34 protein-coding genes are annotated in these 23,139 nt (G+C 41.0%); all 34 read right to left on the bottom strand.

From position 1 onward, the window contains the following. Nucleotides 1–18: 18 nt before the first annotated feature. On the bottom strand, nt 19–963 hold the full coding sequence (locus tag N0M92_RS24095) for a DNA-directed RNA polymerase subunit alpha (RefSeq protein WP_034304976.1): 945 nt from the start codon (nt 961–963) through the stop codon (nt 19–21). A 177-nt stretch (nt 964–1,140) separates the two neighbouring features. Next, nucleotides 1,141–1,530: a 30S ribosomal protein S11 gene (gene rpsK / locus N0M92_RS24090; protein WP_028390438.1), complete on the bottom strand. Its 390-nt coding sequence runs from the start codon at nt 1,528–1,530 to the stop codon at nt 1,141–1,143. 22 nt (nt 1,531–1,552) lie between these two features. Continuing rightward, nucleotides 1,553–1,918: a 30S ribosomal protein S13 gene (rpsM, locus tag N0M92_RS24085; RefSeq protein ID WP_034304978.1), complete on the bottom strand. Its 366-nt coding sequence runs from the start codon at nt 1,916–1,918 to the stop codon at nt 1,553–1,555. Between the two features lie 22 nt (nt 1,919–1,940). Further along, a complete protein-coding gene (gene rpmJ, locus N0M92_RS24080; RefSeq protein ID WP_003156543.1) occupies nt 1,941–2,054 on the bottom strand; it encodes a 50S ribosomal protein L36 in 114 nt (37 codons plus the stop codon). A 40-nt stretch (nt 2,055–2,094) separates the two neighbouring features. Then, entirely contained in the window at nt 2,095–2,313 is a 219-nt protein-coding gene (gene infA, locus N0M92_RS24075; RefSeq protein ID WP_028390440.1) for a translation initiation factor IF-1, read from the bottom strand. Between the two features lie 565 nt (nt 2,314–2,878). Then, a complete protein-coding gene (locus N0M92_RS24065; RefSeq protein ID WP_098373564.1) occupies nt 2,879–3,532 on the bottom strand; it encodes an adenylate kinase in 654 nt (217 codons plus the stop codon). 58 nt (nt 3,533–3,590) lie between these two features. Continuing rightward, nucleotides 3,591–4,886, bottom strand: coding sequence for a preprotein translocase subunit SecY (gene secY, locus N0M92_RS24060; RefSeq protein ID WP_192207446.1), 1,296 nt, complete (start codon nt 4,884–4,886; stop codon nt 3,591–3,593). Then, complete coding sequence (gene rplO / locus N0M92_RS24055; protein WP_034304982.1) at nt 4,886–5,326, bottom strand: 50S ribosomal protein L15; 441 nt, start codon at nt 5,324–5,326, stop codon at nt 4,886–4,888. Before rplO ends, secY begins: the two co-directional genes overlap by 1 nt. A 32-nt stretch (nt 5,327–5,358) precedes the next feature. Beyond that, on the bottom strand, nt 5,359–5,541 hold the full coding sequence (gene rpmD / locus N0M92_RS24050) for a 50S ribosomal protein L30 (RefSeq protein ID WP_076372857.1): 183 nt from the start codon (nt 5,539–5,541) through the stop codon (nt 5,359–5,361). A gap of 16 nt (nt 5,542–5,557) precedes the next feature. After that, on the bottom strand, nt 5,558–6,058 hold the full coding sequence (gene rpsE, locus N0M92_RS24045) for a 30S ribosomal protein S5 (protein WP_034304987.1): 501 nt from the start codon (nt 6,056–6,058) through the stop codon (nt 5,558–5,560). A gap of 22 nt (nt 6,059–6,080) precedes the next feature. Further along, nucleotides 6,081–6,443: a 50S ribosomal protein L18 gene (gene rplR, locus N0M92_RS24040; RefSeq protein WP_053349055.1), complete on the bottom strand. Its 363-nt coding sequence runs from the start codon at nt 6,441–6,443 to the stop codon at nt 6,081–6,083. A 32-nt stretch (nt 6,444–6,475) separates the two neighbouring features. Beyond that, nucleotides 6,476–7,012 carry a 50S ribosomal protein L6 gene (gene rplF, locus N0M92_RS24035; RefSeq protein ID WP_192207445.1) on the bottom strand — a complete coding sequence of 179 codons (537 nt, stop codon included), beginning with the start codon at nt 7,010–7,012 and terminating at the stop codon, nt 6,476–6,478. A gap of 30 nt (nt 7,013–7,042) precedes the next feature. Then, complete coding sequence (rpsH, locus tag N0M92_RS24030) at nt 7,043–7,441, bottom strand: 30S ribosomal protein S8 (protein WP_034304995.1); 399 nt, start codon at nt 7,439–7,441, stop codon at nt 7,043–7,045. A 30-nt stretch (nt 7,442–7,471) separates the two neighbouring features. Continuing rightward, complete coding sequence (locus N0M92_RS24025; protein ID WP_034304998.1) at nt 7,472–7,657, bottom strand: type Z 30S ribosomal protein S14; 186 nt, start codon at nt 7,655–7,657, stop codon at nt 7,472–7,474. A gap of 25 nt (nt 7,658–7,682) precedes the next feature. After that, complete coding sequence (gene rplE, locus N0M92_RS24020) at nt 7,683–8,222, bottom strand: 50S ribosomal protein L5 (protein ID WP_048677889.1); 540 nt, start codon at nt 8,220–8,222, stop codon at nt 7,683–7,685. 29 nt (nt 8,223–8,251) lie between these two features. Beyond that, on the bottom strand, nt 8,252–8,563 hold the full coding sequence (gene rplX, locus N0M92_RS24015) for a 50S ribosomal protein L24 (protein ID WP_034305002.1): 312 nt from the start codon (nt 8,561–8,563) through the stop codon (nt 8,252–8,254). 43 nt (nt 8,564–8,606) lie between these two features. Next, nucleotides 8,607–8,975, bottom strand: a complete 369-nt coding sequence (rplN, locus tag N0M92_RS24010; RefSeq protein WP_034305005.1) for a 50S ribosomal protein L14 — start codon at nt 8,973–8,975, stop codon at nt 8,607–8,609. Nucleotides 8,976–9,016: 41 nt separating this feature from the next. After that, the gene (gene rpsQ / locus N0M92_RS24005) at nt 9,017–9,280 is read right to left on the bottom strand and encodes a 30S ribosomal protein S17 (protein ID WP_048677887.1); all 264 of its coding nucleotides are present in this window, start codon (nt 9,278–9,280) and stop codon (nt 9,017–9,019) included. Between the two features lie 18 nt (nt 9,281–9,298). Then, the gene (gene rpmC / locus N0M92_RS24000) at nt 9,299–9,502 is read right to left on the bottom strand and encodes a 50S ribosomal protein L29 (protein WP_034305010.1); all 204 of its coding nucleotides are present in this window, start codon (nt 9,500–9,502) and stop codon (nt 9,299–9,301) included. Next, entirely contained in the window at nt 9,492–9,926 is a 435-nt protein-coding gene (rplP, locus tag N0M92_RS23995) for a 50S ribosomal protein L16 (RefSeq protein ID WP_034305012.1), read from the bottom strand. The genes rpmC and rplP overlap by 11 nt, the downstream gene beginning before the upstream one ends. Nucleotide 9,927: 1 nt before the next feature. Then, on the bottom strand, nt 9,928–10,584 hold the full coding sequence (rpsC, locus tag N0M92_RS23990; RefSeq protein ID WP_034305014.1) for a 30S ribosomal protein S3: 657 nt from the start codon (nt 10,582–10,584) through the stop codon (nt 9,928–9,930). A gap of 3 nt (nt 10,585–10,587) precedes the next feature. Then, nucleotides 10,588–10,929 carry a 50S ribosomal protein L22 gene (gene rplV / locus N0M92_RS23985; protein ID WP_034305017.1) on the bottom strand — a complete coding sequence of 114 codons (342 nt, stop codon included), beginning with the start codon at nt 10,927–10,929 and terminating at the stop codon, nt 10,588–10,590. A 17-nt stretch (nt 10,930–10,946) separates the two neighbouring features. Continuing rightward, nucleotides 10,947–11,225 carry a 30S ribosomal protein S19 gene (gene rpsS / locus N0M92_RS23980; RefSeq protein WP_034305018.1) on the bottom strand — a complete coding sequence of 93 codons (279 nt, stop codon included), beginning with the start codon at nt 11,223–11,225 and terminating at the stop codon, nt 10,947–10,949. Nucleotides 11,226–11,285: 60 nt separating this feature from the next. Then, nucleotides 11,286–12,116 carry a 50S ribosomal protein L2 gene (gene rplB / locus N0M92_RS23975; RefSeq protein WP_034305021.1) on the bottom strand — a complete coding sequence of 277 codons (831 nt, stop codon included), beginning with the start codon at nt 12,114–12,116 and terminating at the stop codon, nt 11,286–11,288. Between the two features lie 26 nt (nt 12,117–12,142). Continuing rightward, complete coding sequence (gene rplW, locus N0M92_RS23970) at nt 12,143–12,427, bottom strand: 50S ribosomal protein L23 (RefSeq protein WP_260288194.1); 285 nt, start codon at nt 12,425–12,427, stop codon at nt 12,143–12,145. Next, nucleotides 12,427–13,050, bottom strand: coding sequence for a 50S ribosomal protein L4 (gene rplD / locus N0M92_RS23965; protein ID WP_260288193.1), 624 nt, complete (start codon nt 13,048–13,050; stop codon nt 12,427–12,429). The genes rplW and rplD overlap by 1 nt, the downstream gene beginning before the upstream one ends. A 25-nt stretch (nt 13,051–13,075) precedes the next feature. Further along, nucleotides 13,076–13,705: a 50S ribosomal protein L3 gene (rplC, locus tag N0M92_RS23960; RefSeq protein ID WP_192207443.1), complete on the bottom strand. Its 630-nt coding sequence runs from the start codon at nt 13,703–13,705 to the stop codon at nt 13,076–13,078. A gap of 40 nt (nt 13,706–13,745) precedes the next feature. After that, the gene (gene rpsJ, locus N0M92_RS23955) at nt 13,746–14,054 is read right to left on the bottom strand and encodes a 30S ribosomal protein S10 (protein ID WP_019244375.1); all 309 of its coding nucleotides are present in this window, start codon (nt 14,052–14,054) and stop codon (nt 13,746–13,748) included. A 419-nt stretch (nt 14,055–14,473) separates the two neighbouring features. Further along, the gene (gene tuf / locus N0M92_RS23950) at nt 14,474–15,661 is read right to left on the bottom strand and encodes an elongation factor Tu (protein WP_144529705.1); all 1,188 of its coding nucleotides are present in this window, start codon (nt 15,659–15,661) and stop codon (nt 14,474–14,476) included. A gap of 120 nt (nt 15,662–15,781) precedes the next feature. Further along, the gene (gene fusA / locus N0M92_RS23945; RefSeq protein ID WP_260288190.1) at nt 15,782–17,860 is read right to left on the bottom strand and encodes an elongation factor G; all 2,079 of its coding nucleotides are present in this window, start codon (nt 17,858–17,860) and stop codon (nt 15,782–15,784) included. Between the two features lie 44 nt (nt 17,861–17,904). Continuing rightward, on the bottom strand, nt 17,905–18,375 hold the full coding sequence (rpsG, locus tag N0M92_RS23940; RefSeq protein ID WP_048677878.1) for a 30S ribosomal protein S7: 471 nt from the start codon (nt 18,373–18,375) through the stop codon (nt 17,905–17,907). Between the two features lie 41 nt (nt 18,376–18,416). Continuing rightward, nucleotides 18,417–18,839, bottom strand: coding sequence for a 30S ribosomal protein S12 (gene rpsL, locus N0M92_RS23935; protein WP_034305038.1), 423 nt, complete (start codon nt 18,837–18,839; stop codon nt 18,417–18,419). Nucleotides 18,840–18,943: 104 nt separating this feature from the next. Next, nucleotides 18,944–19,192 (bottom strand): 50S ribosomal protein L7ae-like protein, encoded by a 249-nt coding sequence (locus tag N0M92_RS23930; RefSeq protein ID WP_034305040.1) that lies wholly within the window; start codon nt 19,190–19,192, stop codon nt 18,944–18,946. A gap of 294 nt (nt 19,193–19,486) precedes the next feature. Then, nucleotides 19,487–23,086, bottom strand: coding sequence for a DNA-directed RNA polymerase subunit beta' (gene rpoC, locus N0M92_RS23925; RefSeq protein WP_144553522.1), 3,600 nt, complete (start codon nt 23,084–23,086; stop codon nt 19,487–19,489). Nucleotides 23,087–23,139: the final 53 nt, after the last annotated feature.

Here is a 23,139-nt window from a genome sequence, read left to right as displayed (position 1 = left end):
GATTGATCCGCCATGTTATCAGTCGTCTTTACGAAGACCTAAGCCTAATTCTTCTAGTTTCGCTTTCACTTCTTCAAGTGATTTACGTCCTAGATTACGTACTTTCATCATATCTTCTTCCGTTTTATGAGCTAGCTCTTGAACGGTATTGATTCCAGCACGTTTCAAGCAGTTGTAAGAACGAACAGAAAGGTCTAATTCTTCGATCGTCATCTCAAGAACTTTTTCTTTTTGATCTTCTTCTTTTTCAACCATGATTTCAGCATTTTGAGCTTCATCGGTTAAACCAACAAAGATATTTAAATGCTCTGTTAAAATCTTAGCTCCAAGTGCTACCGCTTCTTGCGGACCAGTACTGCCATCAGTCCAAACATCGAACGTTAACTTGTCAAAGTTAGACAACTGTCCAACACGTGTATTTTCAACTTGGAAAGATACGCGTGAAACTGGAGTGTAAAGAGCATCGATTGGGATTACACCAATTGGCTGGTCTTCTCTCTTGTTTTGAACAGCAGGAGTGTAGCCGCGGCCGCGACGTGCAGATAAACGCATACGCATATGACCGTTTTTACCAATTGTAGCAATATATAAATCCGGATTAAGAATTTCTACATCACTATCATGAGTGATATCAGCAGCCGTGATGACTCCGTCACCTTGAACGTCAATTTCCAGCGTCTTCTCTTCATCAGAGTAAATCTTAAGAGCTAGTTTTTTCACATTAAGAATGATAGATGTTACATCTTCCACGACGCCTTCAATTGTTGAGAACTCATGTAGCACTCCATCAATTTGTATAGCTGTGACAGCAGCACCTGGGAGTGAGGATAAAAGGATACGACGTAAGGAGTTACCCAATGTAGTACCATACCCACGCTCTAGTGGCTCTACGACGAATTTACCGTATTTGGTATCGTCGTTGATTTCAACCGTTTCGATTTTTGGTTTTTCTATTTCGATCATCAATAAACCCTCCTTCAAAACGTCAAAACCCCGGCAAGTAAACGAAGTCACTTAAACCGAAATTCCCCATGTATACGTTCCCGCTGTGCGCAACAACTGAAAATTAATCTTCTGTAAGAACGCAAACTCAGTATTATATCCCATTATTGACAGGAATACAAAATCTATACAGAAAAATTAAACACGGCGACGTTTTGGTGGACGGCATCCGTTATGTGGAACTGGAGTTACATCTTTAATTGCAGTTACTTCTAGGCCAGCAGCTTGAAGTGCACGAATAGCAGCCTCACGTCCAGCACCAGGTCCTTTAACTGTAACTTCAAGAGTTTTCATACCATGTTCAATTGATGTTTTAGCAGCTGTTTCAGCAGCCATTTGTGCAGCGAATGGAGTGGATTTACGAGATCCACGGAATCCTAAAGCTCCAGCACTTGACCAAGAAATAGCATTACCATGAGAGTCAGTGATCGTAACGATAGTGTTATTGAATGTTGAACGAATATGAGCAATACCAGTTTCTATATTCTTTTTCACACGACGTTTACGTGTATTAGTTTTACGTGCCATGAAAAGTAACCTCCTTTACTAATTATTTTTTCTTGTTAGCTACAGTACGACGAGGTCCTTTACGCGTACGAGCATTGTTTTTTGTATTTTGACCGCGAACAGGAAGACCACGACGGTGACGTAAACCACGGTAAGAACCGATTTCCATTAAACGTTTGATGTTTAGGGAGATTTCACGACGAAGGTCGCCTTCTACTTTAAGCTTGTCAATGATATCACGAATTTTGTTCAATTCGTCTTCCGTTAAGTCACGAACGCGAGTTTCTTCAGAAACGCCTGCTTCTGCAAGAATCTTGATCGCTGTTTGTTTTCCAATACCATATATATATGTTAATGAGATAACAATACGTTTGTCACGGGGAATATCTACTCCAGCAATACGTGCCATGCTTGAGTGCACCTCCTTCTATTTAGCCTTGTTTTTGTTTATGTTTAGGGTTTTCGCAAATAACCATAACTTTACCTTTTCTGCGGATAACTTTACACTTTTCGCAGATTGGTTTGACTGATGGTCTGACTTTCATTGCTATCTAACCTCCTTATACAGATCGGAGCGTAACCGGATTATTTGAACCGGTATGTGATTCTGCCGCGAGTTAGATCATACGGGGAAAGCTCAACCGTAACTTTATCTCCAGGCAAAATGCGAATAAAGTGCATACGAATTTTACCGGATACATGAGCTAAAACAGTATGACCATTTTCTAATTCTACCTTAAACATTGCATTTGGCAAAGTCTCTTGTACTGTGCCTTCTACTTCAATTACATCATCTTTCGCCATTAAAGTGATTCTCCCTTCTCTATGCGTGAACCTATTAAAGGTGCACATCTTTCCGTCAACATTACTACAGTCCAATTATCCTCATAAGTCTTAAAATTCTGCATCAAGTATTCACCATTTTGTAGAACCAGGCTTTAACTGAGGACCTTTATCAGTTGGACCGAAATGAGGATTTTATGGGTCCTCATGTAAGTCTTGACCGATTCCGTGACCGACATACTCTCGAAATAGAGGAGCAATTAGTCTCGACATAGGTTTGAATAGCATGGGAGATGTTTGAAAGGCGCACGCCTGACATAGCTTCTTTCAACCCTCTATATCACGACTCTTTAGGAATCCCAATAGAGTCACTGCATTTCTTCATCAATTTTGCCGACCGGATATGTCCATGAAGATCACTTAAAAAGTAATCGCCCAATTCAGGGAATACCAAGTACAAGAACCTGATTAATAAATGTGCGAATGCTCTCGCGAAATCCATTATACCCTTTGTATTATAGGAATGCACCAAGTTTAACTAGTAAGTTATAAAAATGGTATGAATTTCATAAATCAATACGAACGATTAATTTTGTAAAGCACCAAGCAACACATCAATATTTTCAAATACCTTATTAATATCTTGCTGTCCGTTAATGTTGACCAAGTATCCTTTGTCTCCGTAGAAATCAAGAAGTGGTTTGGTTTGTTTCAAATTCACATCTAAGCGATTTTGAACCGTTTCTGCATTATCGTCGGCACGTTGATATAATTCTCCGCCGCAGCGGTCGCATACATCATCTTTTGCAGGAGGATTGAATACAAGATGGTATGTCGCACCACAAGATTTGCAAATACGACGTCCTGTCAATCTTTCCATTAAAATGTTTTTATCAACATCGATATTAATGACAAAATTTATTTTGCGATCTAAATCAGTTAGAATGCTTTCAAGTGCCTCTGCCTGTGCCACAGTACGTGGAAACCCATCAAGCAAAAACCCTTTTAGGCAGTCTTCCTTGCTTAAACGTTCACGTACGATGCCAATGGTAACTTCATCAGGTACCAATTCGCCTTTGTCCATGAATGATTTCGCCTTTAGACCTAATTCTGTTCCATCTTTGATAGCTGTTCGGAACATATCTCCAGTAGAGATATGAGGGATATTATATTTTTCTACGATTTGTTCAGCTTGAGTGCCCTTACCAGCACCCGGCAGACCCATTAAAACTAGATTCAATTTTCTTCCCCCTCAAACTCTATAATGGGTAAAGGGAACAAGGCGTTCCCAAAACTCATTACTTTATAAAGCCTTTATAGTGTCTCTTCACAAGTTGTGATTCCAGCTGCTTCATCGTATCAAGGGCAACCCCCACTACGATCAGCAAACTGGTACCGCCAATCTGTGCAGATTGAGGTAGATCAGCAAGCTTAATGAAAAATACCGGTAAAACGGCAATGATGGCCAAGAATATGGAGCCTACAAACGTCAAACGGTATAAAACACGTGTTAAATATTCCTGTGTACTCTTACCTGGACGAATCCCCGGCACATAGCCACCTTGCTTTTTCAAATTCTCAGCCATTTGTTCAGGGTTAACCTGAATGAATGCATAAAAATACGCAAAAGCAATGATAAGAGCAACATAGATGATCATACCAATTGGCTTGGTATAATCAAGATTTGCTGATATCCAACTAGTCACGCTGTTCTTTCCAAAGAAAGAAGCGATTGTAGTGGGAGTAATGATAAATGCCATTGCAAAGATTACCGGAATAACCCCCGCAGCATTTACTTTCAATGGTAAATGAGTAGACTGGCCACCCATTTGTGTACGACCTACCGCAGCACGTTTCGCATACTGAATAGGAATTTTACGTAATGCCTGCTGAATGAAAATAACAGCAACCACGATTGCTAATACTGCTAAAACAATGAGGATAATCGTTATGATTCGCAAGAATAATTGATCACCGGCATTTTCAAATTGTTGGGCGTAAATCTGATTTGCCGTATTAGGCAAACTAGCTACGATACCAGCAAAGATAATGATGGAAATCCCATTACCCACACCCTTAGCAGTGATCAGCTCCCCTAACCACAAAAGAAAAGCTGTTCCTGCCGTTAAGACAGTCGCAATAAGCAAGTATGTTGCAATTCCAGGATTTTCAATCAACTGGCCACCTGACATATTATTGAACCCATAAGACATACCAACTGCTTGGATGAATCCTAGGATAATAGTGAAGTAACGAGTGAATTGTGCTAATTTACGGCGCCCTGCTTCTCCTTGTTTAGACCATTCAGTGAACTTAGGAACAACATCCATTTGTAACAGCTGAACGATGATGGATGCCGTGATGTACGGCATGATACCCATCGCTAATATAGAAAAGTTTTGCAGTGCCCCGCCGCCAAAGGTATTTAATAGACCGATGACGCTCAGCTGGTCCTGTTCAGCGAGAAAATCGGCATTCACATGCGGTACAGGTATAAATGTACCGATGCGATAGACGATTAACATTAGAAGGGTAAAAATAATCTTATTCCTTATTTCACCCACGCGCATAAAATTGGAGATCGTGCGAAACATTAGATCACCTCTGTATTACCGCCAGCAGCTTCGATAGCTTCTTTAGCAGTAGACGAGAATTTGTGAGCTTTAACAGTAAGCTTTTTCTCAATGCTTCCTTTGGCAAGAATTTTGATTCCTGCTTTTTCTTTACTTACAACCCCAGTCTCAAGTAAAAGAGCTGGTGTTACTTCAGTACCGTCTTCGAAAAGATTTAACGTATCAAGATTCACGATAGCATAGTCTTTACGGTTGATGTTGGTAAATCCACGTTTAGGTAAACGTCTGAATAGAGGAGTTTGTCCCCCTTCAAATCCAAGACGCACACCGCCGCCGGAGCGAGCGTTTTGTCCTTTATGTCCTTTACCTGCTGTTTTACCGTTACCAGATCCAATACCGCGACCTTTACGTTTACGTTCTTTACGAGAACCTTCTGCAGCTTTTAACTCATGAAGTTTCATGTTGGCACCTCCTTGTTAAGTTAAAAATTATTTTATTGTTCTTTTACAGTAACAAGATGAGCAACTTTGGTAATCATACCGCGAATCGCAGGGTTATCTTCTTGGATAACCGTTTGATGCATTTTGCGTAAACCCAAAGTGTTAACTGTAACACGTTGATCTTCAGGACGACCAATTAAGCTGCGAGTGAGGGTAATTTCTAATTTATTAGCCATAATTCGATTTCCCTCCTTATCCTAACAGTTCTTGTACTGATTTTCCACGTAACTTAGCTACGTCTTCAGCACGTTTCAATTGCTTCAATCCTTCAATTGTTGCGCGAACCATATTAATAGGTGTATTAGTACCTAGTGATTTAGACAAGATATCGCTAACTCCGCCTAATTCAAGTACCGCACGAACAGGACCACCAGCAATTACTCCTGTACCTTCAGAAGCTGGTTTCAATAGAATGTGACCTGCGCCATAGCGACCGTTCACAAGGTGAGGAATTGTAGTACCAACCATTGGTACAGTAATTAGATTTTTCTTAGCATCCTCAATAGCTTTACGGATAGCATCCGGAACTTCTTGAGCTTTACCAGTACCAAATCCAACATGACCATTTTTATCACCAACAACAACTAGTGCAGTGAAACGGAAACGACGTCCGCCTTTAACAACTTTAGCTACACGATTTACTGTAACTACGCGTTCTTCAAGTTCTAATTTATTAGGATCAATGCTACGCATCTGTTATGTCCCTCCTTATCCATTAAAATTCTAAGCCGTTTTCACGAGCAGCGTCAGCCAATGCTTTTACACGACCATGGAAGAGGTAACCACCGCGGTCAAATACCACAGCTTTGAAACCTTTTTCAACAGCACGTTTCGCAATAAGTTCGCCAACTTTTTGAGCTGCTTCAGCATTGCTACTAGCTTCGATACCGATCTCTTTATCAAGAGTTGAAGCACTTGCTAATGTTACGCCTTTTGCATCGTCAATTAATTGTGCGTAAATGTGTTTGTTTGAACGAAACACATTTAAACGAGGACGAGCTTCTGTTCCAGAAAGCTTAGCACGTACACGCGCATGTCTTTTCTGACGAGTAGCATTTTTATCAAGCTTCGTAATCATTTACGTCACTCCTTTCGTTTACTTATGCGGCATTACTTACCAGTTTTACCTTCTTTACGACGAACGAATTCGCCTTCGTAACGGATACCTTTACCTTTATACGGCTCAGGCGGGCGAACATCACGGATATTAGCTGCTAGAGCTCCTACACGTTCTTTGCTTGCACCTTTAATGATTACTTTTGTATTAGAAGGAACTTCGACTTCAACGCCAGCTTCTGGCTCTATTTCTACAGGGTGGGAATATCCTACGTTAAGGACAAGCTTGTTACCTTGCTTTTGTGCACGGTACCCAACCCCAATAAGTTCAAGTGATTTTACGAAACCTGTTGATACACCTTCAACCATGTTAGAGATAAGTGCGCGAGTAGTACCGTGTAAAGAACGGTGAGCCTTCTCGTCAGACGGACGTGTAACAGTTAACACGTTCTCTTCAACAACGATTGAAAGGTCAGGATTGAATGATCTAGTTAATTCACCTTTAGGTCCTTTAACAGTTACTTCACTTCCAGTAATAGTAACTGTTACGCCTGCAGGGATTTCAATAGGTTTTTTACCTATACGAGACATAATGTGCACCTCCATTCTTGTGAAAATGTATTACCAAACGTATGCTAAAACTTCTCCGCCAACTTGTTTAGAGCGAGCTTCCTTGTCTGTTAAAACTCCGTGAGAAGTAGAAACAATTGCGATACCTAAACCGTTAAGAACGCGTGGTACCTCTCCAGTTTTTGCATATACACGCAAACCAGGTTTGCTGATACGTTTTAGACCAGTGATAACACGTTCGTTGTTTGCACCGTATTTTAAGAAGATACGGATGATACCTTGTTTGTTGTCTTCGATTAATTCAAAGTCACGTACGAAGCCTTCACTTTTTAAGATCTCAGCGATTTCCTTTTTGATCTTTGAAGCAGGAACTTCCAGTTTTTCGTGACGAACCATATTCGCATTACGGATGCGAGTAAGCATATCTGCAATAGGATCTGTCATGACCATTATATTTTACCTCCTTCCCAAACTCGGGTTTTACCAGCTAGCTTTTTTAACGCCAGGAATTTGTCCTTTATATGCAAGTTCGCGGAAACAAATACGACAAAGTTTAAATTTACGTAATACAGAATGTGGACGTCCGCAACGTTCGCAACGTGTATATTCTTGTACTTTAAACTTCTGTTCGCGTTTTTGCTTTACGATCATAGACTTTTTAGCCACGATTTCGCCTCCCTTTATTTAGAGATTACTTTTGGAACGGCATTCCAACTTGAGTAAGTAGTTCACGAGCTTCTTCGTCAGTGTTGGCAGTCGTTACGATAACGATGTCCATACCACGAACTTTGCTCACTTTATCGTAATCAATCTCAGGGAAGATAAGTTGTTCTTTAACGCCTAATGTATAGTTCCCACGTCCGTCAAAGGATTTCTTTGAAACGCCGCGGAAATCACGTACACGCGGTAAAGATACAGATACTAGCTTATCAAGGAATTGATACATACGCTCTCCACGTAATGTAACTTTCGCTCCGATAGGCATACCTTCACGCAAACGGAAGCCTGCGATTGATTTTTTTGCTTTTGTTATAACTGGTTTTTGACCTGTGATCAATGTAAGTTCTTCAACAGCTGTATCCAAAGCTTTCGAGTTAGATACTGCGTCACCCACACCCATGTTAATAACGATTTTCTCAATGTTTGGTACTTGCATTACTGATTGATAGTTGAATTTACCCATCAATGACGGTGTAATTTCACTTTTGAATTTTTCTTTAAGGCGGCTCATTGCTTAGTGTACCTCCCTTCATTTATGACTTATTTATCTAAAGATTCACCTGAAATTTTAGCTACGCGTACTTTTTTACCATTTTCGATCTTATATCCAACACGAGTCGGTTTACCTGATTTAGGATCAAGTGGCATTACATTGGATACGTGAATAGCAGCTTCTTTACTGATAATTCCACCTTGTGGATTAAGTTGAGATGGCTTGGAATGCTTTTTCACGATGTTAATTCCTTCAACAAGCACACGATTTTGTTTCGGATATGCAGAAAGAATTGTTCCTTGTTTGCCTTTGTCCTTACCAGAGATGACTACGACTTTGTCACCTTTTTTAACATGCATTAGCTTGGCACCTCCTTGAAAGGCTTTATACAAATTTTACATATTATAGAACTTCTGGAGCAAGAGAAACGATCTTCATGAAACTATTGTCACGTAATTCACGAGCAACAGGTCCAAAAATACGTGTTCCACGTGGGCTCTTATCGTCACGGATAATTACACATGCGTTTTCATCAAAACGAATGTAAGAACCGTCAGGACGACGCATACCACGTTTTGTACGGACAACAACAGCCTTAACGACTTCACCTTTTTTAACAACGCCTCCTGGTGTTGCCTGTTTAACTGTACAAACGATGATATCACCGATGTTTGCAGTTTTACGGCCAGAACCACCTAGGACTTTAATTGTTAGCACTTCACGAGCACCTGAATTGTCAGCGACTTTTAAACGAGATTCTTGTTGAATCATGTACGGTACCTCCCTTCGGAATTAGCTTAATCCGAACTATATTAAATGATTACTGCTTTTTCTACTACTTCTACAAGACGGAAGCGTTTTGTAGCTGAAAGTGGACGAGTTTCCATGATACGTACTACGTCGCCTGCTTTAGCTTCGTTTAGCTCGTCATGAGCTTTAAACTTTTTAGAGTATTTCACGCGTTTACCGTATAAAGAATGCTTTTTATAGGTTTCTACAACTACTGTAACTGTTTTATCCATTTTGTCGGATACTACGCGTCCAGTGTAGATTTTGCGTTGGTTGCGTTCGCTCATTCTGCAAACCTCCATTCATTATCGATTAGTGACACCGATCTCTCTTTGACGAACAACTGTTTTCATACGAGCAATCGATTTGCGAACTTCACGGATGCGAGCTGTATTTTCAAGTTGTCCAGTAGCTAACTGGAAACGAAGATTAAATAGTTCTTCTTTAAGAGATTTTAGTTTTTGTTCAATTTCAGCAGTGGTTAGATCTTTGATTTCATTAGCTTTCATTTGTTTCACCACCAATTTCCTCTCTTTTTACAAACTTGCATTTGATTGGAAGTTTGTGTGCTGCAAGGCGCAATGCTTCTCTTGCCACCTCTTCAGATACACCAGAGATTTCAAACATAACTTTGCCCGGTTTAACTACTGCTACCCAACCTTCAGGAGCACCTTTACCGGAACCCATCCGTACTTCAAGCGGCTTAGCTGTGTAAGGTTTGCTTGGGAAGATTTTGATCCAAACTTTCCCCCCACGTTTCATATAACGAGTCATCGCAATACGAGCTGCTTCGATTTGGCGGTTTGTGATCCAGGAAGCTTCTTGAGCTTGAAGTCCAAATTCTCCGAAATGAACTTCAGTGCCGCCCTTAGCCATCCCTCTCATCTTACCGCGGTGTTCACGACGGTATTTTACGCGTTTTGGCAATAACATATTATTTTCCTCCTTCCTCAGATTTCTTCTTAGTAGGAAGAACTTCTCCACGGTAGATCCAAACTTTCACGCCTAGCTTACCGTAAGTAGTATCTGCTTCAGCATGAGCATAATCTATGTCTGCACGAAGTGTGTGAAGTGGAACTGTTCCTTCGCTGTAATGTTCAGCACGAGCAATATCAGCACCGCCAAGACGACCAGAAACTTGAGTTTTGATTCCTTTTGCTCCAGAACGCATAGTACGTTGAATAGCTTGCTTTTGAGCGCGACGGAATGAAACACGGTTTTCTAATTGACGAGCGATGTTTTCTGCAACCAATTTTGCGTCAAGATCTGCTCTTTTAATTTCAATGATATTGATATGAACTCTTTTGCCAGTCAGCTGGTTCAAAGCTTTACGAAGTGCTTCGACTTCAGTACCGCCTTTACCGATAACCATTCCTGGTTTAGCAGTGTGGACAGATACATTGATACGGTTAGCTGCACGTTCGATTTCAACTTTTGAAACAGAAGCATCATTTAGACGTTTCGCGATATATTCACGAACTTTGATGTCTTCATGCAAAAGAACTGCGTAGTCTTTATCAGCGTACCATTTGGATTCCCAGTCACGGATTATCCCGATACGCATACCGATTGGATTTACCTTTTGACCCACAGATTACCCCTCCTTCTTTTCTGATACAACGATTGTAATATGACTAGTACGTTTGTTAATTGCACTCGCACGACCTTGAGCGCGAGGACGGAAACGTTTTAATGTTGGTCCTTCGTTAACGTATGCCTCTGAAACGACTAGGTTATTAATATCCATTTCGTAGTTATGTTCTGCATTTGCAATAGCAGATTTCAGAATTTTTTCTACGACTGGAGAAGCAGATTTTGGTGTTAAGCGAAGAATCGCTACTGCTTCACCTACTTGTTTTCCTCGAATTAAATCTGCGACTAAACGCACTTTACGAGGAGCAATACGAACTGTTTTAGCGACAGCTTTAGCTTGCATGAGATGCCCTCCTCTCATTAACGTCTTGTTTTCTTGTCATCACTTGCGTGACCTTTATAAGTGCGTGTAGGCGCGAATTCGCCTAGTTTGTGACCTACCATATCTTCTGTTACATAAACCGGCACATGCTTACGACCGTCATAAACGGCGATTGTGTGTCCGATGAATTGCGGGAAGATTGTTGAGCGACGAGACCAAGTTTTTACTACCTGTTTCTTGTCAGCTTCATTTAACTTTTCAACTTTAACCAATAAATGATCATCAACAAAAGGTCCTTTTTTTAAGCTACGACCCATGCGAGTACCTCCCTTCGTGACTGTTCTACGGTTCTATATATGAACCGTAGTTCAATCCCGTTATTTTTTACGACGACGTACGATAAATTTATCGGATTTATTTTTCTTCTTACGAGTTTTGAATCCAAGAGTAGGTTTACCCCATGGAGACATTGGTGATTTACGTCCGATTGGCGCTTTACCTTCACCACCACCGTGTGGGTGATCATTCGGGTTCATTACAGATCCACGAACTGTTGGGCGTTTACCTAACCAACGGTTACGGCCAGCTTTACCAATGTTGATAAGTTCATGTTGTTCGTTACCAACTTGACCGATAGAAGCACGGCAAGTAGCAAGAATCATACGAACCTCACCTGAGTTTAAACGTACTAGTACATAACGACCTTCTTTACCAAGTACTTGAGCAGATGTTCCTGCTGAACGGACTAATTGTCCACCTTTTCCTGGTTTAAGTTCGATGTTATGAATTACTGTACCAACTGGGATATTGATAAGAGGTAGAGCGTTACCCACTTTGATGTCAGCTTCTGGACCTGACATAACTTCCAAACCTACTTCTAGGTTTTTCGGAGCTAGGATATAACGTTTTTCTCCATCAACGTAATTAATTAATGCAATGTTTGCAGAACGATTTGGATCGTACTCAATAGTAGCAACGCGTCCTGGTATACCATCTTTATTCCGTTTGAAATCGATGATACGGTATTGACGCTTGTGGCCGCCACCTTGATGACGAACTGTTAACTTACCTTGGTTATTACGGCCGCCTTTGCTGTGTAAAGGAGCAAGTAATGATTTTTCCGGTTTGTCTGTAGTGATCTCAGCAAAATCGGAAGTTGTCATATTACGTCGACCGTTAGAGGTAGGTTTATACTTCTTAATCGCCATTTGTATTTCCCTCCTTCTCTAATGAATTAAGCCTCGAATAGCTCGATTTCTTTGCTGTCAGCAGTTAATTTAACAATAGCTTTACGGCGCTTGTTAGTATAGCCTGCATGTTTGCCCATGCGTTTGAATTTACCTTTGTAATTCATGATGTTTACTTTCTCAACTTTAACGCCGAAAATTTCTTGAACAGCATCTTTAACTTGAGTTTTATTAGCTCTAACATCAACTTCAAAAGTATATTTCTTATCAGCCATTATGTCTGAAGAGCGTTCAGTGATTACGGGGCGCTTAATGATATCGCGTGCATCCATTATGCAAGCACCTCCTCTACTTTTTCGACAGCTGATTTAGTCAAGATCAATTTGTTGTGTGAAACAACATCAAGAACATTAAGACCATCAGCTTCAACTACAGTAACACCAGGGATGTTACGTGCAGAAAGAGCAACTTTCTCATCTAAACCTTCAGTAACCACTAATGTTTTAGTGTCAACAGAAAGGTTTTTAAGAACCGCTACAAACTCTTTTGTTTTTGGAGCTTCGAAAGACAAGCTTTCAAGTACCAAAATGTTCTCTTCCAATGCCTTTGCAGACAATGCAGATTTAATAGCTAAACGACGTACCTTTTTAGGCAGCTTGTAAGAGTAAGATCTTGGAGTTGGTCCAAAAACAATACCACCGCCACGCCATTGTGGAGAACGGATAGAACCTTGACGCGCACGTCCAGTTCCTTTTTGTTTCCAAGGTTTACGTCCACCGCCTGCTACTTCAGAACGGTTTTTAACTTTATGAGTTCCTTGACGTAAGGAAGCTCTTTGCATGATGATTGCTTCAAATAATACGTGATTATTAGGTTCGATACCAAAGATGGATTCATTTAGTTCGATGTCGCCAACTTGAGAACCTGTTTGGTTGAACAATGTAACTTTTGGCATTCTATTGCTCCTCCTTTCTTAGAAATTACTTTGCTTTAACAGCGGATTTAACTTTGATCAATGCTTTTCTAGCACCAGGTACATTACCTTTGATCAATAGTAGGTTACGTTCAACATCAACTTTAACGATAGCTAAGTTTTGAACAGTGATTTGTTCTCCACCCATACGTCCTGGTAAAAGTTTACCTTTGAATACGCGGTTTGGAGCTACAGGACCCATTGAACCTGGGCGACGGTGGTAACGAGAACCGTGAGACATTGGTCCGCGAGATTGTCCATGACGCTTGATAGAGCCTTGGAATCCTTTACCTTTTGAAATTCCTGATACATCTACTAAATCGCCTTCAGCGAAAATACTAACATTGACTTCTTGACCGATCTCATATTCGTTAAGATCCGTTCCGCGGAATTCGCGAATGAAGCGCTTAGGAGTAGTATTTGCTTTTTCAACATGGCCCTTTTCAGGTTTGTTAGAAAGCTTTTCACGTTTGTTTTCAAAACCAACTTGAACTGCTTCATAGCCATCAGTTTCAACAGTTTTCTTTTGAAGAACCACGTTATTAGCAGCTTCGATAACTGTTACCGGAATAAGTTCACCGTTTTCAGCAAAAACTTGAGTCATACCGATTTTTCTTCCTAAGATTCCTTTGGTCATAAGTCACACCTCCTAGAGTAATTGTTCATATTTATATGAATTATAATTTGATTTCAATGTCAACGCCTGATGGTAAATCTAAACGCATCAATGAGTCAACTGTTTGTGGAGTTGGATTAACGATGTCGATTAGACGTTTATGCGTACGCATTTCGAATTGTTCACGAGAGTCTTTGTATTTATGAACCGCACGTAGGATCGTATATACCGATCTTTCAGTAGGTAATGGAATCGGACCAGATACAGCCGCACCAGAACGTTTTGCAGTTTCAACAATTTTCTCAGCAGATTGATCAAGAATTCTGTGATCATATGCTTTTAAACGGATACGAATTTTTTGTTTTGCCATAATTTTCCCTCCTTTTCGCCTATTTTAAAATAGACCTTCTCAATGGAAATTTCCCACACACTCGCCATGGCAAAGCGGCCGGGTGTGTCAGCAACCTTCCATATCATCGCAGTCAAAGACCAACATTGTCTATTATACATATAACACAAGTGAAATGCAAGATAAACTTAGATTTTTCTTGTGCAACACACTTTTATTATTATACATACTTTCACAAGTATTTACAAGTACATTCTACGTGGACTTTCATATCCATTTTCTTCATTTCGGAAATGTTCAAGATACCCATAAAATGCCCTTCATTTTTTACAGATATATTATAGAAGAAAGAATATCCTTTAAAAATAAAAAAGAAGCAGATGGCGTCCCATCTGCTTCTTCCGGAAGGCGTCCCTTCCAATATTGTTTTATTGAATCAATTATTCTTGGATTGTAGCAACTACGCCAGCGCCTACAGTACGTCCACCCTCACGGATAGAGAATTTAGTACCTTCTTCGATAGCGATTGGAGCGATAAGTTCTACAGTCATTTCGATGTTGTCTCCAGGCATAACCATTTCTACGCCTTCAGGAAGGTTACAAATACCAGTTACGTCAGTTGTACGGAAGTAGAACTGAGGACGGTAGTTTGTAAAGAATGGAGTGTGACGTCCACCTTCTTCTTTAGAAAGAACATAAACTTCAGCTTTGAACTTTGTGTGTGGAGTGATTGTACCTGGTTTAGCAAGAACTTGTCCACGTTGGATATCTTCACGGGATACACCACGAAGAAGTGCACCGATGTTGTCACCAGCTTCAGCATAGTCAAGAAGTTTACGGAACATTTCAACACCAGTTACAGTTGTTGGTTTAGACTCTTCGTTGAAACCGATGATGTCAACAACGTCACCAACTTTAACTTGTCCACGCTCAACACGACCAGTAGCAACTGTTCCACGACCAGTGATTGAGAATACATCCTCAACTGGCATCATGAATGGTTTTTCAGTGTCACGAGTTGGTTCTGGGATATACTCGTCAACAGCTGTCATTAATTCATGAATTTTTTCTTCCCATTCAGCGTCTCCTTGAAGAGCTTTTAGAGCAGATCCTTTGATAACTGGAATGTCATCGCCAGGGAATTCGTATTCAGAAAGAAGGTCACGAATTTCCATTTCTACTAATTCAAGAAGTTCTTCGTCATCAACCATGTCGCATTTGTTCATGAATACAACTAGGTATGGTACACCTACTTGACGAGAAAGAAGGATATGCTCACGAGTTTGTGGCATTGGGCCATCAGCAGCAGATACTACTAGGATACCGCCGTCCATTTGTGCAGCACCAGTGATCATGTTTTTAACATAGTCAGCATGTCCTGGGCAGTCAACGTGTGCATAGTGACGAGTAGCTGTTTCGTACTCAACGTGTGCAGTAGAGATTGTGATACCACGTTCTCTTTCTTCTGGAGCACCATCGATTTGGTCATAAGCGCGAGCTTCTGCTCCACCTGATTTAGCAAGTACAGTTGTGATTGCAGCAGTTAGAGTTGTTTTACCATGGTCGACGTGACCAATTGTTCCAACGTTAACGTGCGGTTTTGAACGATCAAATTTAGCTTTTCCCATTAGGAATTCCTCCTTAAAATTATAAATAATAGATTAAGTATATAGGGTTGTGAAGGAAGACTAATTCTTCCATCACAACTTACATAAGATAGTTATACTTTAATAATAGATGAAAATCAATTATTCACCTTTATTTTTTTTGATGATTTCTTCAGAAATGCTCTTAGGTACTTCTTCATAATGATCGAAGTGCATAGAGAATGTTCCGCGTCCTTGAGTGTTAGAACGTAGAGATGTAGCATATCCGAACATTTCAGATAGTGGAACCATCGCTTTAACCATTTGTGTGTTACCGCGAGCTTCCATACCTTCTACGCGACCACGACGAGATGTGATATCTCCCATGATGTCGCCTAGGTAATCTTCTGGAATAACTACTTCCACTTTCATGATTGGTTCAAGGATGACAGGACTACATTTAGAAGCTGCATTTTTAAGTGCCATGGATGCAGCAATTTTAAATGCCATTTCATTGGAGTCAACGTCATGGTAAGATCCGTCGAATAATTTTGCTTTGATGTCGACTAGCGGGTAACCAGCAAGTACACCACGGTCAAGTGAATCAACTAATCCAGCTTGTACAGCAGGGATATATTCACGTGGTACTACACCACCGACGATAGCATTTTCAAATTCGAATCCTTTACCTTCTTCGTTTGGACCAAATTCGATCCATACGTGTCCGAATTGTCCACGACCACCAGATTGGCGAACGAATTTACCTTCAACCTTAGCTGAACCACGGAAAGTTTCACGGTATGCTACCTGAGGAGCACCAACGTTTGCTTCCACTTTGAACTCGCGACGCATACGGTCAACAAGGATGTCCAAGTGAAGTTCACCCATACCAGCGATGATAGTTTGACCAGTTTCTTGGTCAGTGTGCGCACGGAATGTTGGATCTTCATCTTGAAGCTTTTGTAAAGCTTGAGACATTTTGTCTTGGTCTGCTTTTGATTTCGGTTCAACTGATAGTGAGATAACTGGCTCTGGGAATACCATGGACTCAAGAATTACTTGGTTCTTGTCATCACATAGAGTATCTCCAGTTGTAGTATCTTTCAATCCTACAGCAGCTGCGATATCTCCTGCATATACAGTGGATATTTCTTCACGGCTGTTTGCGTGCATTTGAAGGATACGTCCAATACGTTCACGTTTTCCTTTAGTTGAGTTGATTACATAAGATCCAGATTCTAATGTACCTGAGTACACACGGAAGAATGTAAGTTTACCAACGTAAGGGTCAGTCATAACTTTAAACGCTAAAGCCGAGAACGGTTCAGCATCATCTGAATGACGTTCCACTTCTTCTTCTGAATCCGGTAATGTACCTTTGATAGCTGGTACATCCAAAGGAGATGGAAGGAAGTCGATAACGTTATCAAGCATTAATTGAACACCTTTGTTTTTGAAAGCTGATCCGCAAATAACAGGGAAGAATTCAACATTAACGGTTGCTGTACGAATAGCTGCTTTCAATTCAGCAATGCTGATTTCTTCGCCGCCAAGGTATTTTTCCATTAAGTCTTCATTAACTTCTGCTACTGCTTCAATTAACTTCTCACGGTATTCTTCAGCTAATTCCCGGTGTTCTTCAGGAATTTCACCGACAGTGATATCAGTTCCTAGGTCATTACCATAGAAATGAGTTTTCATTTCAATAAGGTCGATGATTGCAGAGAATTGATCCTCTGCTCCGATTGGTAACTGAACTGGGTGAGCGTTAGCTTGTAAACGGTCGTGGATTGTTCCAACTGAATACAAGAAATCTGCACCGATTTTGTCCATTTTGTTTACGAATACGACACGCGGTACACCGTATGTTGTAGCTTGGCGCCAAACTGTTTCAGTTTGAGGCTCAACACCTGATTGGGCATCAAGTACAGCTACAGCTCCATCAAGTACGCGCAAAGAGCGTTCAACTTCAACTGTGAAGTCTACGTGTCCTGGTGTATCGATGATGTTTACACGGTGACCTTTCCATTGTGCAGTTGTTGCAGCGGAAGTGATCGTGATTCCGCGTTCTTGTTCCTGTTCCATCCAGTCCATTTGTGAAGCACCTTCGTGCGTTTCACCAATTTTGTGGATTTTACCAGTGTAATATAGAACACGTTCTGTTGTAGTCGTTTTACCAGCATCGATGTGAGCCATGATACCGATATTACGAGTGTTTGCTAAGGAGAACTCTCTTGCCATTTGTCTTTCTCCTTCCTTTTATAAGGATTTTATAGTGTTTGATCTTACCAGCGATAATGCGCGAAAGCTTTGTTGGCTTCAGCCATTTTGTGAGTATCTTCACGTTTCTTAACTGCTGCTCCAGTGTTGTTAGCAGCATCCATGATTTCATAAGCTAAACGCTCTTCCATCGTTTTTTCTCCACGAAGGCGAGAGTAGTTTACTAACCAACGAAGTCCTAGAGTCGATTTACGGTCTGGACGCACCTCAACTGGTACTTGGTAGTTAGCTCCACCCACACGGCGTGCTTTTACTTCTAGTACAGGCATGATGTTTTTAAGTGCTTGATCGAAAACTTCGATCGGCTCATTGCCAGTACGTTCTTTGATTAAATCAAATGCAGAGTAAAGAATTTTTTGTGATTTACCTCTTTGTCCATCAACCATTAATTTGTTGATTAAGCGAGTCACAAGTTTTGAATTATATATTGGATCTGGTAATACGTCTCTTTTCGTTACAGGTCCTTTACGAGGCATTATATTTCCTCCTTTCAAGAAAGTTCAATTTTTGTTTAAGATTATTTTTTTGCTGCTTTCGGACGCTTAGTACCGTATTTAGAACGGCCTTGCATACGATTGTTAACTCCAGCTGTATCAAGAGCACCACGTACGATATGGTAACGTACCCCTGGTAAATCTTTTACACGACCGCCACGGATAAGAACCACGCTGTGTTCTTGTAGGTTGTGACCGATACCTGGGATATAAGCTGTTACCTCGATACCGTTTGTTAAACGTACACGCGCATATTTACGTAACGCGGAGTTTGGTTTTTTCGGTGTCATAGTACCCACACGAGTACAAACACCACGTTTTTGCGGAGATGATACGTTAGTTTGTGCTTTTTTAAAGCTGTTGTAGCCTTTGTTAAGTGCTGGAGATTTTGAATTAACCTCTTTAGACTCGCGTCCTTTACGCACTAATTGATTAATAGTAGGCATTACATTTTTCCTCCCTTCACGTTTTCATTTCTAGTACCACACATCCAGGTGGTTCATAAATGGGTAAAAACAAAGTCTTTGCAAATATAATTGCAAAAACATCTTTACTTTTTGATGGCAACAGTTGCTGCTCCGACATCAATACCACATGCTTTGCCAAGCATTCTCATCGAATCAACATATGTGATAGGAACATCCAATTCTTTGGCTGTCTCAACGACACGCCCAGTCAAGTATATATCTGCATCATCAGCGATGATAACTTCTTGAATTAAATTGTTTTTAAGAGCTCTAACTGCTTGTTTCGTCCCTATAATCACTGACTTTGCCTGTATTACTTTTTCATAAGACATGGTCCATATCCTCCAAAGTTACAGGGTAACATAGGAGCACCTTTGCTATAGTATCATTATTAGTCGGATACTGTCAACTTCTTTCAAAAAAATAATTCAAGCAAAAGGTTTTCCTTACATCATTCTATTAAGAATATCAAATTACTTAATCGGAATATATCAAACCCTCATACTGCTTTTCAGTCAGCCAAGAGTAATAAGAGAGACCAGCTCAATTAACTCTGATCCTTCAGCTCCAATGGGAAATAGGAGTGGAGTTTTCAGTTTAAATTATTGAGCTGGTCCTTTTTCCCTTTAATCCACTGTTACGGTATCGGCACTTTCGTCACCAACAACGACAGGGTTTGCTTTTCTGTATCTAAGCATTCCCGTTCCTGCAGGGACAAGTTTACCGATGATGACATTTTCTTTAAGCCCAAGCAATTCATCACGTTTTCCTTTTATTGCTGCATCAGTCAAGACTCTTGTTGTTTCTTGGAATGATGCCGCAGACAAGAAGGAATCCGTTTCTAGAGATGCTTTTGTGATACCTAGCAATACAGGGCGTCCTGTAGCCGGTAATTTGTTGGTCAGCAATGCATCAGTGTTTGCAGTAGTGAACTGGTTAACATCCAATAATGTTCCTGGAAGCACTTCAGTTTCACCTGCATCAAGCACACGGACTTTACGCATCATTTGTCTAACCATTACCTCGATATGTTTATCGCCGATTTCAACACCTTGCATCCGGTAAACTTTTTGAACTTCATGAAGCAGGTATTCCTGAACAGTAAGCACGTCTGTAACCTTCAGCAATTCTTTCGGATCGATGGAACCCTCTGTCAACTCTTCACCACGACGGACAGGTGTATCAACAGTTACTCTTAAACGCGCTGTGTACGGCGCAGTATACGTACGTGATTCAACAGCACCTTGAACAACGATTTCCTGTTGTTTATCCCGAATTTCATTAATCGAAACAATCGTTCCTTCGATTTCGGAAATGACAGCTTGACCTTTAGGGTTTCTCGCTTCAAATATCTCTTGGATACGAGGAAGACCTTGAGTGATATCGTCCCCAGCAACCCCACCTGTATGGAATGTACGCATCGTCAACTGTGTACCAGGTTCTCCGATTGATTGAGCGGCAATAATACCGACTGCTTCGCCCACTTCAACTTCTTGACCTGTAGCCAGGTTGCGTCCATAACATTTTTTACATACACCATGGCTGGTATTACATGTAAAGGCGGAACGAATCCATGCTGTTTCAATTCCAAGTGACTCAATATAGTTAGCAAGATCTTCAGTAATAAGGTCGTTTTCAGCTACGATTACTTCATTTGTTTCTGGATGTCTGATCGCTTTTCTTGCATAACGGCCAATTAGGCGCTCTTCAAGATGCTCAATTATTTCAGTACCCTCTCTCAAGGCTGAAATTTTCAAACCGCGGTCCGTTCCGCAATCGTCATCACGGATGATGACATCTTGCGCAACGTCAACAAGTCGACGGGTAAGGTAACCGGAATCGGCTGTTTTAAGCGCTGTATCGGCAAGACCTTTACGCGCACCATGTGTAGAGATGAAGTACTCCAACACCGTTAAACCTTCACGGAAACTTGATTTGATCGGTAATTCAATGATACGTCCAGCCGGGTTGGCCATCAAACCACGCATACCCGCAAGCTGCGTAAAGTTGGAAGCATTACCACGGGCACCGGAGTCACTCATCATGAAGATCGGGTTGCGTCGGTCCAGTGAGTCCATAAGTTTGGACTGAATGGTATCCTTGGCAGCACTCCAGATTGAAATGACGCGATCATAACGCTCATCCTCAGTAATAAGACCTCGTCTGAATTGTTTCAAGACGTTATCCACTTTGGTTTGAGCCTCAGTGATGATTTCTTGTTTTTCTTTTAAAACGACGATATCAGCCACACCAACGGTAATACCAGCTTTTGTCGAATATTTGAATCCAAGATCTTTCATCCGGTCAAGCATTTTGGATGTTTCAGTAATTTTAAAGCGTTTAAAGACTTCAGCAATGATATTCCCAAGAATTTTTTTCTTGAAAGGATCGATAGCAGGTTGGGCCTTAATCAACTCAGGGATATTAGCGCCTTTTTCCACAAAATATTTCTCTGGAGTTTTCGTTTCCAAATTATATCGTGTCGGTTCGTTAATATACGGGAATGATTTAGGTAAAATTTCATTGAAGATCAATTTACCAACAGTCGTAATGAGAAGTTGGCCGTTTTGTTCTTCAGTGAAAGTTTCATTATTCAGTGATGATGCATGTACGGCACAACGGGAATGTAAGTGTACATATCCGTTTTGGTATGCAAGTAATGCTTCACTTGTATCTTTAAAGATCATACCCTCACCGATAGCGCCTTCTCTTTCCAATGTTAAGTAATAGTTACCTAATACCATATCTTGAGAAGGTGTAACGACAGGCTTACCATCTTTAGGGTTCAAAATGTTCTGTGCTGCAAGCATAAGCATGCGTGCTTCGGCTTGGGCTTCAGAAGATAGAGGAACGTGGACCGCCATTTGGTCACCATCAAAGTCAGCGTTGTAAGCTGTACATACGAGCGGATGCAAACGAATTGCGCGACCTTCAACCAACGTTGGTTCAAATGCTTGGATCCCAAGTCTGTGAAGAGTCGGTGCACGGTTCAATAGTACTGGGTGTTCTCTAATGACTTCTTCTAATACATCCCAAATTTCAGGAGATAAACGTTCAATTTTACGCTTAGCGGATTTGATGTTGTGTGCCAGGCCTCTTTGAACAAGCTCCTTCATAACGAATGGTTTGAATAATTCAATCGCCATTTCTTTTGGAAGACCGCATTGGTACATCTTTAAGTTTGGTCCGACTACGATAACGGAACGGCCAGAATAATCAACACGTTTACCAAGAAGGTTTTGACGGAAACGACCTTGTTTACCTTTTAACATGTGAGATAAAGATTTTAACGGACGGTTACCAGGTCCAGTTACCGGACGGCCGCGACGGCCATTATCGATGAGTGCATCGACAGCTTCTTGCAGCATACGCTTCTCATTTTGAACGATAATGCTTGGTGCTCCAAGGTCCAGTAATCTTTTCAACCGATTATTACGGTTGATAACACGGCGATATAAATCATTTAGGTCAGATGTGGCAAAACGTCCTCCATCAAGTTGAACCATTGGACGAAGTTCCGGTGGAATGACCGGAAGCACGTCAAGGATCATCCATGAAGGCTCATTTCCGGAGTTACGGAATGCTTCAAGCACTTCCAAGCGTTTGATTGCACGGGTTCTGCGTTGTCCTTGAGCTGTTTTAAGCTCCTCTTTCAACGACTCTACTTCCTTTTCCGTATCAATATCTTGCAAAAGTTTTTTAATAGCTTCCGCACCCATGGCAGCTTGGAATTTCTTACCGTATTTTTCACGGTATGTACGATATTCCTTTTCGGAAAGAAGCTGTTTCTTTTCTAAAGTTGTATCGCCCGTTTCAGTTACGACGTAAGATGCAAAGTAAATGACTTCTTCCAAAGCCCGTGGAGACATGTCAAGTACAAGTCCCATACGGCTAGGGATTCCTTTGAAATACCATATGTGTGAAACTGGAGCTGCCAGCTCAATATGACCCATACGCTCACGACGCACCTTAGCACGAGTGACTTCAACGCCACAACGGTCACAGACTACGCCTTTATAACGAACACGCTTATATTTTCCGCAATGACATTCCCAGTCCTTTTGAGGTCCAAAAATTCTCTCACAGAATAAACCGTCTTTTTCTGGCTTTAACGTACGATAGTTGATTGTTTCTGGTTTTTTAACTTCTCCATGGGACCAAGAACGAATCTTGTCTGGTGAAGCAAGACCAATTTTCATATACTCAAAATTATTAACGTCTAACAAGGGGCCTACCTCCCTTTTAATCTCCAGGTTTAACCCTTGATTGCCGTCAAATA

The organism is Peribacillus aracenensis (genome assembly GCF_025175645.1).
Classification (GTDB): Bacteria; Bacillota; Bacilli; order Bacillales; family DSM-1321; genus Peribacillus; species Peribacillus aracenensis.
This window is presented reverse-complemented; position numbering and strand designations above follow the sequence as displayed.

What these genes read in the sequence shown, in the direction of transcription:
- rplC (WP_192207443.1), bottom strand. Translation starts at nt 13,705, where the DNA reads ATGACCAAAGGAATCTTAGGAAGAAAAATCGGTATGACTCAAGTTTTT.
- rplB (WP_034305021.1), bottom strand. Translation starts at nt 12,116, where the DNA reads ATGGCGATTAAGAAGTATAAACCTACCTCTAACGGTCGACGTAATATG.
- rpmJ (WP_003156543.1), bottom strand. Translation starts at nt 2,054, where the DNA reads ATGAAAGTCAGACCATCAGTCAAACCAATCTGCGAAAAGTGTAAAGTT.
- rplR (WP_053349055.1), bottom strand. Translation starts at nt 6,443, where the DNA reads ATGATTACGAAGCTTGATAAAAATGCTACTCGTCAGAAAAGACATGCG.
- rplV (WP_034305017.1), bottom strand. Translation starts at nt 10,929, where the DNA reads ATGCAAGCTAAAGCTGTCGCTAAAACAGTTCGTATTGCTCCTCGTAAA.
- rplP (WP_034305012.1), bottom strand. Translation starts at nt 9,926, where the DNA reads ATGTTATTGCCAAAACGCGTAAAATACCGTCGTGAACACCGCGGTAAG.
- rplE (WP_048677889.1), bottom strand. Translation starts at nt 8,222, where the DNA reads ATGAGCCGCCTTAAAGAAAAATTCAAAAGTGAAATTACACCGTCATTG.
- rpsE (WP_034304987.1), bottom strand. Translation starts at nt 6,058, where the DNA reads ATGCGTAGCATTGATCCTAATAAATTAGAACTTGAAGAACGCGTAGTT.
- secY (WP_192207446.1), bottom strand. Translation starts at nt 4,886, where the DNA reads ATGTTTCGCACGATCTCCAATTTTATGCGCGTGGGTGAAATAAGGAAT.
- rplF (WP_192207445.1), bottom strand. Translation starts at nt 7,012, where the DNA reads ATGTCTCGTATAGGTAAAAAACCTATTGAAATCCCTGCAGGCGTAACA.
- fusA (WP_260288190.1), bottom strand. Translation starts at nt 17,860, where the DNA reads ATGGCAAGAGAGTTCTCCTTAGCAAACACTCGTAATATCGGTATCATG.
- N0M92_RS23930 (WP_034305040.1), bottom strand. Translation starts at nt 19,192, where the DNA reads ATGTCTTATGAAAAAGTAATACAGGCAAAGTCAGTGATTATAGGGACG.
- tuf (WP_144529705.1), bottom strand. Translation starts at nt 15,661, where the DNA reads ATGGGAAAAGCTAAATTTGATCGTTCAAAACCGCACGTTAACGTTGGA.
- rplO (WP_034304982.1), bottom strand. Translation starts at nt 5,326, where the DNA reads ATGAAACTTCATGAGTTAAAAGCTGCAGAAGGTTCTCGTAAAGAACGT.
- N0M92_RS24095 (WP_034304976.1), bottom strand. Translation starts at nt 963, where the DNA reads ATGATCGAAATAGAAAAACCAAAAATCGAAACGGTTGAAATCAACGAC.
- rplD (WP_260288193.1), bottom strand. Translation starts at nt 13,050, where the DNA reads ATGCCAAAAGTTACATTGTTCAACCAAACAGGTTCTCAAGTTGGCGAC.
- rplX (WP_034305002.1), bottom strand. Translation starts at nt 8,563, where the DNA reads ATGCATGTTAAAAAAGGTGACAAAGTCGTAGTCATCTCTGGTAAGGAC.
- rplW (WP_260288194.1), bottom strand. Translation starts at nt 12,427, where the DNA reads ATGGATGCACGCGATATCATTAAGCGCCCCGTAATCACTGAACGCTCT.
- rpmD (WP_076372857.1), bottom strand. Translation starts at nt 5,541, where the DNA reads ATGGCTAATAAATTAGAAATTACCCTCACTCGCAGCTTAATTGGTCGT.
- rpsJ (WP_019244375.1), bottom strand. Translation starts at nt 14,054, where the DNA reads ATGGCAAAACAAAAAATTCGTATCCGTTTAAAAGCATATGATCACAGA.
- rplN (WP_034305005.1), bottom strand. Translation starts at nt 8,975, where the DNA reads ATGATTCAACAAGAATCTCGTTTAAAAGTCGCTGACAATTCAGGTGCT.
- infA (WP_028390440.1), bottom strand. Translation starts at nt 2,313, where the DNA reads ATGGCGAAAGATGATGTAATTGAAGTAGAAGGCACAGTACAAGAGACT.
- rpsH (WP_034304995.1), bottom strand. Translation starts at nt 7,441, where the DNA reads ATGGTCATGACAGATCCTATTGCAGATATGCTTACTCGCATCCGTAAT.
- rpsL (WP_034305038.1), bottom strand. Translation starts at nt 18,839, where the DNA reads ATGCCTACTATTAATCAATTAGTGCGTAAAGGACGCGAGTCTAAAGAG.
- rpsK (WP_028390438.1), bottom strand. Translation starts at nt 1,530, where the DNA reads ATGGCACGTAAAACTAATACACGTAAACGTCGTGTGAAAAAGAATATA.
- rpsG (WP_048677878.1), bottom strand. Translation starts at nt 18,375, where the DNA reads ATGCCTCGTAAAGGACCTGTAACGAAAAGAGACGTATTACCAGATCCA.
- rpsS (WP_034305018.1), bottom strand. Translation starts at nt 11,225, where the DNA reads ATGGGTCGTAGCTTAAAAAAAGGACCTTTTGTTGATGATCATTTATTG.
- rpsQ (WP_048677887.1), bottom strand. Translation starts at nt 9,280, where the DNA reads ATGAGCGAACGCAACCAACGCAAAATCTACACTGGACGCGTAGTATCC.
- rpsM (WP_034304978.1), bottom strand. Translation starts at nt 1,918, where the DNA reads ATGGCACGTATTGCTGGAGTAGATATTCCCCGTGACAAACGTATTGTT.
- rpmC (WP_034305010.1), bottom strand. Translation starts at nt 9,502, where the DNA reads ATGAAAGCTAATGAAATCAAAGATCTAACCACTGCTGAAATTGAACAA.